This is a genomic window from Anaerotignum lactatifermentans DSM 14214, assembly GCF_900142265.1.
Classification (GTDB): domain Bacteria; phylum Bacillota; class Clostridia; order Lachnospirales; family Anaerotignaceae; genus Anaerotignum; species Anaerotignum lactatifermentans.
The window spans coordinates 21,462-28,377 of the sequence record NZ_FRAH01000048.1 but is presented as its reverse complement, the minus strand read 5'-3'; the positions used below and the strand labels follow the sequence as shown (position 1 = coordinate 28,377).

Genomic DNA, 6,916 nt, shown 5'->3' with positions numbered 1-6,916 from the left:
CATAACTGCTGTTGATACGTTTGCGTTTATACCCATTTCGGTAATCATCATTGTCAGAACGCTCAGATTTTTCATAACCAAGATGGTTGTCCATTTCGGCTTCCATCATTTCTTTGATGGTTCCACCAAGAAGATCCTTTAGAGCTTCCTGAATATCCTCAGCTGTCTGAATATCGTATTCTTCCATGAGCTGATGAATAATGTTTCGTTTTCCCTCTGTCATTTGTACCCGATGTATGGGTTTCTTCTGTTTTGCCATAATAAAAGGTCCTCCTATGATTTAAATTTTACCATAGAAGAACCTCTTCAATTACATATTTACAGAAAAAGTTTCACACTGCCATACACTATTATCCACAAAAATTCAATAAGGTTACGCAGTTTGTAAATTTGCTTATAAATTTAAAAGGATGACGATAAGCTAATACTCTTTGAGAAAACATTGCATTTTTTTCTTGATTTCTTAAGGGAAATTGTGATGGCTATCTTCAGAAGAAAGCATACCAAATAAAGTCTTCATAAAAATAAGAAAGCTGAAATCCTATATCATGATAAGGATTTCAGCTTTTTTTGTTTTCTATGAAAATGTCCCTTATGGGTTCTCGGTTCTTTTTTCATTATGTCATACTTTCGTTGTGTTTCAAACGGAAATATAGTGTTCCCGCAACAATTAAGGAAATTGAATCCACAATGGGCTGTACCCACATACATCCATAAAGAGGCATTAGACGATCCATCAAAAAGAGTAGAGGAATATCCAAAACACCTTTCCGCAACACAGAAGTGATGAGAGATTCTTTTACTTTCCCCATGGCCTGGAACTGGATAATCATTGGATAGCACAGGGACATCATAGGCATTGCTGTAACCATTCTCCGCAAAAATCCAGCACTGTATGAAATAGTTGTTGCATCCTCGATGAACAAGGCAGACAGCTGTGGCGCAAACAATTCATAGCAAACCAAGCAAAGCAGGGAAAAAGAAAGAGAAATCATGCAGCCAAAGCGGAAGGATTTTCGCCTCCTGGTTTGGTTGCCAGAAGCATAATTATATGCCAGCAAAGGTAGAAGCCCACTAGATACACCAATGGAAAAATAAAGGGGCAATTGGTCAAGCTTTTTAACAATACCCAATGCAGCAACCGCTTCTGTTGCATATTTCGATACAAATTTTGCCTGCGCCGCAATGGCAACCACTGTTAAGGCATATTGTACTGCGGATGGAAATCCTACAGACAATATGCTTTTCAAATGCAATTTCGCGTACCGTAAGTATTTCGGATCAATATGAATTACAGAGTTTTTTCTCATTCGATACAAAGAAATCAGGAAAAATACCGTTGCCAAAACATTGGAAAGAGCTGTTGCCATACCTGCACCGACAGCACCTAATCCAATAAACTGTGGCAATACAAAGAGTGGGTCTAAAACGATATTGATAATCCCACCCAAAGAAACGCCAAAGGATGCCAAGCCGGCACTGCCTTCTGAACGGATCAGATTGGCAAGAAGGGTATTCAAAACCGTAAAAGGACCGCCTAAAATAACCACGTATTTTGCATATCCCATAGTAAGCTCAAAAGTTTCTTCCGTTGCGCCACAAAGAAATAGAATCGGACGAGACAAAATAAAAAATACCAGTGAAAACAGGCAGGCGCAAATCAATCCACCCCAAAAGGAAACAGATGCAATCTGCTTGGCACGCAATGTTTGTTTTTTGCCCAAAGCTCTGGCAATGGCACTGGCTCCGCCCACACCAAACAAATTGGAAATTGCAGTAAGCATGACAAAAGAGGGTGCGGCAATGGTAATGGCAGCCGTCTGATGTGGATCATTAAGCATTCCGACAAAATAAGTATCTGCCAAATTGTAAATAAGTGCAATCATTTGGCTGACAATGGCAGGAATAATCTGTTTACACACAGCCTGATGAACGGGCAGCGTTTCAAAAATAGCAGTGCGATTTGCAGCATTCATGACAGCATCTCCTTTTCTTCATTTTTAATATTCTCATAAGCCATTTTCAGCAGGCGGTAGAATGTTTCCTGTTCTTCCTCTGTCATACCAGACAATAGCCTTAATACAGTCATTTCTCGATTATGTGCCATCTTTACTCCTAAATCTTTTCCATTTTCAGTGGGAGAAATACTACGACAACGTCCATCTACTACAGATGGCGTTAAGGAAACAAGACCTTTTTCTTCAATTCTCTGTACCAGCCCACGGGCAGTTTGATGGGTAATCTCTAAATAATCCTTCAACTCTGTTACAGTGCTTTCTGGATTTGCCAAGAAATATTGAAGACTATCAGCCTGACTGGTTGTCAAACCGATGGCTTCCAAGTGACGATTTCTATTTTTGATAAGCATATTTGCCAATTTTAAAATCAAACGTCCTAATTGATGTGCATCCTCATAATTCATCGTATCCTTCCTTTCCGAATCATATTCCTATGAACACAATTATTGTACAGCTTGCTGTATATATAGTCAATGATCGTTCACTTAATAATCATAGTTTTATCCAGAAATAAAGAAATTTGTCTGAAAAGCATAAAAAAACAGTTAAGATTACTGAATTTCCCTTTAAAAATCAATATTTTTAGTGCATGATATTGAAAAATCCATTTTACGACAAAAGGAGGGAATTTTAATGGAGTCTTATGATTTTTTGCTGTTTGTTGCGGTCATCCTGCTATCTACCAAAATATTTAGTTTACTTTCGCAAAAAGTAAATATGCCGCAAGTTGTCGGTGCACTTTTAGTAGGTGTACTTTTAGGTCCAAGCTGTTTGAACATCTTACACGAAACAGATTTCCTTGAGAAATCAGCAGAAATCGGTGTCATTTTTCTGATGTTCCTGGCTGGGCTTGACACTGATTTGGAGGACTTGAAAGCAACTGGTAAATCTTCCATTATCATTGCCTTCGTTGGTGTTTTGATTCCCCTTGGAAGCGGATTTTTGACGTACTATCTGTTCTTCCATGGAGAAAGACCTGATTCTGTTTTATTCTTAGAAAGCGCTTTTATCGGTACTGTTTTAACAGCAACATCTGTAAGCATTACAGTTGAAACACTGCGGGAAATGGGAAAATTGCGCGGAAGAGTAGGGGCTTCTATTCTTGGTGCAGCCATCATAGACGACATCTTAGGGATTATCGCTTTGACTGTCATCACCAGCTTTACAGCGCCTGACGTTAAAATCTGGGTCGTATTGATAAAAATTGTATTATTCTTTGTTTTTATCGGTGTTTGTGGATTTTTTGTATTCCGCTTGTTCCGAAAACTGGAAATCGTCTATGGTACCAAAAGAAGAGTTGCCATTTATGCTGTTTCTTTTTGTCTTTTGATGGCATATATTTCAGAAGTATTTTTTGGTGTTGCAGACATCACAGGAGCATATTTTGCAGGATTGATACTGTGTAACGTTACAGAAACAAAATCCTATATTGCATCAAAAATCAATATTACGTCCTACATGTTTTTCACGCCAATCTTCTTTGCAAGCATGGGGATCAAAACAATTGTAACAGACATGTCGACGGAACTGATTCTCTTCACCATTGCACTTTTGCTGGTTGCCATACTTTCTAAAATTATTGGCTGTGGATTTGGTGCAAAGTTATGCGGATTCTCAAATATGGATTCCTTAACCATTGGAGTAGGGATGATTTCCAGAGGGGAAGTTGCATTGATTGTTGCGCAGAAAGGGGAGCAGGCTGGACTGATATCCGATTCGCTTTTCCCTGCCATTGTCCTTGTTGTTATCGTAACAACACTAATCACACCAATTTTGTTGAAACTCGTTATGCAGGCAAGTGATCGAAAACAAGCAGCGCAATGTGAAACATAAAATATTTGGAAGCATAACAAAAGGTCGTTCCATCAGAAATATGATAGAACGACCTTTTTATGTGTTTAAAAAAATTTCCAATTATGATGCGCTATTCAGATTTTCCAGTGCCAAATTTACATTTTCAATCTGATTAGAATCTGGATATGTGGATTTGATCTTTTCATAATATTCTTTAGCTTTAGCAGTATCCTTTTCTTCTTCTGCGATTTTGGCTAAATAGTAATAGGCATCATCAATGAAGTTTTCTGATGTTGTGTAGTTCAAGCACTTTTCCAGATAAGGCTTTGCATCTGTGAAATTATTGCTCAAAAATTCACTCTTTCCTTTGGTATATAAGGAATTCGCAGCCTGCGGATAAGCTTCTGTTTTCACAGATTCGTATTTCTGTAAATCTTCATCACTAAACCCAACTGTTTCAATGCTGTCTAATGTAGCAACACATTCTTCAAATTGCTTATCATTCAGCTGAGAAACTGCTGTTTCCAGTAATTCCAGATTTGCCTGTTTTGTTTCCTCGCTGCGAAGCTGTTTATTTTCTGCTTCCAGTGTGGTTACTTTTTCGCGCATTGCCAATACTTCTTCAGGTGTCATATTGGTCTCGCCCTGATAACTTTCTACCTGTGCCTGTAATGTTTCGATGGTTTTATCCTTATTTTCATTGATTGCTGGCAATACCAGTACAAGCAAAACAAGTGCTGTTGCCACAATACCAACACCAAAGGCAATCAAATCACGGTGTTCTAATGCACCGATCTTTTTCTTTTCAGAACGTTTATAACGGGGCATAGGGGGAGCACTGTCTGTTTTTTTCACAGAAATTCCCTGTGCAACCTCTGCACCCGCAGCACGTTTTTTCTGCTTGCCAACAGAACCTCTACGTTCCTTACCAAGTTCCTGACTATAGCGAAGAGCAATGGGGTTATTCACATCTTTACGCAATACTGCATCTATAAAGTGCTGCGCACGTTTTTCATTATGCTCCATCAGACAACATAAAGTCATCAAGTTATTGGCATCAATAAATCCAGGACTTAGGTCCAGACTCTTTTTCAACTGAATAATGGCTAGATCATCGCTTCCCTGATGGAGATAATGCAGTGCCTGATTGTACAAACGCACAGCATCATTATATTGATCCATCTTTCTGGCATGTTTCTGCAAATATTCAATATATCCGGCAGCAGGGTTATTTTCGCTGACCAAAGAATTGCTGACAATCCAATGCTTCAAAGCATCTGCCATCCGTCCGGTTTCTGCATAAACCAACCCAAGGAGATTACGCGCCTGATAGTTGTTCTTATCAAATAAAATACTTTGTTCCAACAAGGTAGCCGCCGCAGAAAGATCCTGCGCCAAAGCCGCTTCCAAACCATCGTTATATAAACGAATGGAAGCATTACGTGCTTTTTTAAAGATATATGTATCTACACCGCAGGAAGGGCAGAGAAAGCCATTTGGAACAGTATTGCCACAGTTAGGGCATTTCATATCCATCGACTCCTTTACGCTTCCTCAGCCTGGCTGGCAGAGGTATCCTGTGATTTGTTTTCTTTCGCAATATGCTGTAAAATATCCAGCAGATCCTGCATCTGAGAAGGCTGCAGGGCACTTTGTATATCATCCAGCTCCATCAAAGGCTGGTATTTTTTCAATTCTTCTTTAAAGTTCAACATTTATATATTCCTCCAATCACAATGAAAGTATATATTCTCGAATTTCGCCAATCATGTATAAAGAACCGCAGCACAGTATCATATCGTTTTCATCTGTAATTTCCAAAGCGCGGTCAAAAGCCCGTGGAATTTCTTTTTCCAGTATCACTGGTTTATGGAAATGTGCTGTTGCTTTCGCCAAAGAATCCAAATCTAGTTTTCTTTCGCTCAAAGGCTCTGTTAAAACAGCTTGATGAATCAGTGGAAAAATTTCCGACAACATCAAAGGGTATTCTTTATCACCCAATACACCAAGTACCAGTGTGATTTTTCTCCCATTCACATAATGCGGGAGGGATTGTGCCAGTTTTGCAATACCATCTGCATTATGGGCGCCATCCAAAAGCACAAGTGGATGCTGTTTTAAAACTTCCATGCGTCCATGCCAGAAAGCATGCAAAATTCCTCTGCGAATGGTTTCTTCTGTCAGAGGCAGCCCAAGTTGCTGCAAAATCGCACAGGCATTCAATACGGTTATACAATTGGCAATCTGGTAATCGCCCGGAAGGGGCAGTGTCAATTCTTGATAATCAATAAGATGATTTTTCACGGAAAAAATTGTTCCGTCAAAATCCTGTTTATGAACGGAAATCTGATTTTCAGTTTCACAGTAAAAAGGTGCGGAAAGGGCTTGTGCCATTTCCTTAGCCATATTATATACTATTTTTTCCTGAGAATACAACACCACAGGACAATTTTTCTTGATGATTCCGCATTTTTCACGGGCAATATCAGAAAGTGTATTTCCGAGATAATCCATATGGTCCATGCTGATGGACATAATCAGACTCAAAAGGGGTGCTTCAATGACATTGGTTGCATCATATGTACCGCCCAGTCCAACTTCCATGACCGCAATATCAACTTTTTCTTCAGCAAAATAATGAAAAGCAGCTGCGGTTACAATTTCAAAAAGTGTGGGCACATCTTCTCCGTTCGCTGCCATTGCTTCACAATGATGACGCATCAGGGTGATTTCTGCCGCAAACTGTTCATCAGAAATTTCCTGACCATTGATAACAAACCGTTCGTTATAACGATGCAGATGTGGTGAAGTGTAGGAAGCTGTTTTACAGCTGCTTTCACGCAGCACAGAAGAAAGCATTGCCACAGCAGAACCTTTGCCATTGGTTCCAGCTACATGAATGCAGCGCAGTTTTTTTTCAGGATTGCCAAGCCTTTTCAACAAAGCCTGAATACGGGATAATCCAGGGACAGAAGCAAATCCCACTTCCTCTTCCAAATATTTGATTGATTCTATATAATTCATGTTACACACCTCTGCTTTCAGTCTGTATTTCATTATATCAGGTATGGAATTTTCTGCAAGTTTCTTTGAAAATCTACAGG

At 39.3% G+C, this 6,916-nt stretch carries 7 protein-coding genes; 1 reads left to right on the top strand and 6 read right to left on the bottom strand.

The features are described 5' to 3' along the window. The 3 genes from BUB35_RS12305 to BUB35_RS12295 all read right to left on the bottom strand — a co-directional run. Positions 1–259: transposase (locus BUB35_RS12305; protein ID WP_200777604.1), on the bottom strand; the 259-nt coding region annotated here is incomplete at its 3' end. A 358-nt stretch (positions 260–617) separates the two neighbouring features. Beyond that, positions 618–1,976, bottom strand: a complete 1,359-nt coding sequence (locus BUB35_RS12300; protein ID WP_072852181.1) for an MATE family efflux transporter — start codon at positions 1,974–1,976, stop codon at positions 618–620. Beyond that, a complete protein-coding gene (locus tag BUB35_RS12295; protein WP_072852179.1) occupies positions 1,973–2,422 on the bottom strand; it encodes a MarR family winged helix-turn-helix transcriptional regulator in 450 nt (149 codons plus the stop codon). The genes BUB35_RS12300 and BUB35_RS12295 overlap by 4 nt, the downstream gene beginning before the upstream one ends. A gap of 229 nt (positions 2,423–2,651) precedes the next feature. On the opposite strand from BUB35_RS12295, the gene BUB35_RS12290 reads away from it, so the two are divergent. Further along, a complete protein-coding gene (locus tag BUB35_RS12290) occupies positions 2,652–3,851 on the top strand; it encodes a cation:proton antiporter (protein WP_072852177.1) in 1,200 nt (399 codons plus the stop codon). Positions 3,852–3,932: 81 nt separating this feature from the next. Here the strand turns inward: BUB35_RS12290 and BUB35_RS12285 are convergent, their stop codons facing one another. Genes BUB35_RS12285 through BUB35_RS12280 form a run of 3 tightly spaced genes read right to left on the bottom strand, consistent with a single transcriptional unit; the run spans position 3,933 to position 6,836 of the window. Continuing rightward, positions 3,933–5,342, bottom strand: a complete 1,410-nt coding sequence (locus tag BUB35_RS12285) for a tetratricopeptide repeat protein (RefSeq protein WP_072852175.1) — start codon at positions 5,340–5,342, stop codon at positions 3,933–3,935. A gap of 14 nt (positions 5,343–5,356) precedes the next feature. After that, positions 5,357–5,527, bottom strand: coding sequence for a hypothetical protein (locus BUB35_RS19090; protein WP_159432891.1), 171 nt, complete (start codon positions 5,525–5,527; stop codon positions 5,357–5,359). Between the two features lie 16 nt (positions 5,528–5,543). Beyond that, positions 5,544–6,836, bottom strand: a complete 1,293-nt coding sequence (locus BUB35_RS12280) for a bifunctional folylpolyglutamate synthase/dihydrofolate synthase (protein WP_072852173.1) — start codon at positions 6,834–6,836, stop codon at positions 5,544–5,546. Positions 6,837–6,916: the final 80 nt, after the last annotated feature.

Bases quoted from the DNA above. Each gene is read 5' to 3' on its own strand.
- BUB35_RS12295 (WP_072852179.1), bottom strand. From the start codon at position 2,422: ATGAATTATGAGGATGCACATCAATTAGGACGTTTGATTTTAAAATTG.
- BUB35_RS12300 (WP_072852181.1), bottom strand. From the start codon at position 1,976: ATGAATGCTGCAAATCGCACTGCTATTTTTGAAACGCTGCCCGTTCAT.
- BUB35_RS19090 (WP_159432891.1), bottom strand. From the start codon at position 5,527: ATGTTGAACTTTAAAGAAGAATTGAAAAAATACCAGCCTTTGATGGAG.
- BUB35_RS12285 (WP_072852175.1), bottom strand. From the start codon at position 5,342: ATGAAATGCCCTAACTGTGGCAATACTGTTCCAAATGGCTTTCTCTGC.
- BUB35_RS12280 (WP_072852173.1), bottom strand. From the start codon at position 6,836: ATGAATTATATAGAATCAATCAAATATTTGGAAGAGGAAGTGGGATTT.
- BUB35_RS12290 (WP_072852177.1), top strand. From the start codon at position 2,652: ATGGAGTCTTATGATTTTTTGCTGTTTGTTGCGGTCATCCTGCTATCT.